This window comes from Pseudophaeobacter leonis, assembly GCF_002087335.1.
Classification (GTDB): Bacteria; Pseudomonadota; Alphaproteobacteria; order Rhodobacterales; family Rhodobacteraceae; genus Pseudophaeobacter; species Pseudophaeobacter leonis.
Genome location: NZ_MWVJ01000069.1, coordinates 1 through 1,617 on the forward strand (window position 1 = coordinate 1; position 1,617 = coordinate 1,617).

Genomic DNA, 1,617 nt, shown 5'->3' on the forward strand with positions numbered 1-1,617 from the left:
GACCCGGCCAGGTGCCGCGCATCGGCGTGATACACCCAAGCCCCGCGATATAGGCGGCCCGCTGCGCGTCCGACAGCAGACCGGTACTAGCCGCCGCCACAAGATTGATCTGGGCCATTTCATCAACCACCGCGAAGATCCGGCGGCGACATTCAGCCTTGCCCTCATCGAGCCGCGCCGCCAGATCAGGCGCCAGTTCAGTCTCGGACTTGGCGCGCTGGCTCCAGCCCAGAACCCACTCGCCTGCGATCAGCAGCGGCACGGCATCCCGTTCGGCCGCCGTTCCGACCTGGTGCGCTGGCCGGTCAGCGACCGTGACCGGATAGAGGCCAAAACTTGCCGCCAGTGCATCAGAAATGGCTTTGGGAAAGCTGGTCTGCGGATTGTCATTGCGAAGCTGCGCAAGACTATAAGGAAAGGTTTCGACCTCACCGCTGCTGATCAAAACATGAGTCATGCGACCCTCCATTTAATGATGCCAGTGATTTGGGAAGTGGTGTAGGCGATCCTACTATCCGTAGGGTGAGCTGCGATCCCGCCCACCCCGATTAGATTTGTAGCGTCGATGTATTCACCCAAGAACTCAGCCGTTGTCAGGTCGTAGGGGGTGCTCAGTTTCCACTGATACATTGCCGTCGCGTTCCTATCGGAAACGCGAAGCCATACGCCGTCGTGACTTATGGACATGCCAAACGGGAAACCAATTGCGCTAGGCCCAGCAGATAGGTCTACTTCCTGCCCTGCGTCTGGATAACCAGACACCAGAGAAGACAGCACAAATGGCGTCGCCAAGGTATAACGACGCATACCAACTAGGTTGTTCTCCATTGTGTATATGTATGTTCCGTCTCGGGACATGGTGCCGCCATACATCGTATAGCTACTGTTTGCTGAGGTTCTTATGACGCCTGAAGAAGTGCTGGCAATGCCAGCTCCAGCTAGGCGGAACGCTGGGCTAAGGTTCAGTTGCCTGATTGATCGGTCTTTGTCGAAAATAATAGCGATAGAGCCAGCAGGGTTGACGGCAACCCCAACAACATCCTCATTACCCCAAACATACTGATTTTCGTAGACCACAGCTGCGGACAGATCCAGGTCGGAAGTTAAGTGGTTAGTATCTTCATTGACCCACGTGGTTGTGTACAGATGAACCCCGTCATCAGTCCACCAGCCTGATCCGTATGACATAAGCGGCCCTTGAGTATCGTCGCTCGCGAGAAGCTTAGCATTCGCAATATCGAACCCGCCGCTCGCCCCACGCATGACGCTCCTTGCTACGGTCATGCCATTGACTCCCCAGCAAGGAAGCAGAACCATGTGGCACCTGCGTCTGTGGTGAACCCGGTGATTACCGTGGTCTCAGTATCAGCCGGTGCATCCGGCGCAGATCCTCCAGACCAGACCACCCAGGCAGGCCATGCCAGCGTATGATCCCCGCCTGCTGTCAGGCGCAATGTAAAGGCGCTTGCAGCCCCAGCGGCTGCCGGATTGGAAAACGTGAAGGCTGTATTGCCTTCGCTCAGCAAGGTGAACACCGTGCCCGCTGCAAGATCTATGTTAGGAGCCACACCGGCCAACGTCACGACTGTTTCCTGCAGGCTTGCCAGCTTGGCCACA

At 56.8% G+C, this 1,617-nt stretch carries 3 protein-coding genes; all 3 read right to left on the reverse strand.

Features of this window, described 5'->3' with window-relative positions:
• On the reverse strand, nucleotides 1–457 hold a 457-nt coding region (locus B4968_RS15315), incomplete at its 3' end, for a hypothetical protein (RefSeq protein WP_139792860.1).
• Nucleotides 454–1,284 carry a hypothetical protein gene (locus tag B4968_RS15320; RefSeq protein ID WP_139792861.1) on the reverse strand — a complete coding sequence of 277 codons (831 nt, stop codon included), beginning with the start codon at nucleotides 1,282–1,284 and terminating at the stop codon, nucleotides 454–456. The genes B4968_RS15320 and B4968_RS15315, both read right to left, overlap by 4 nt.
• The coding region (locus B4968_RS15325) for a hypothetical protein (protein WP_206601107.1) at nucleotides 1,281–1,617 on the reverse strand (337 nt) is incomplete at its 5' end. The genes B4968_RS15320 and B4968_RS15325, both read right to left, overlap by 4 nt.

Coding starts and splice junctions, on each gene's coding strand:
- B4968_RS15320 (WP_139792861.1), bottom strand. CDS start 1,284: ATGACCGTAGCAAGGAGCGTCATGCGTGGGGCGAGCGGCGGGTTCGAT.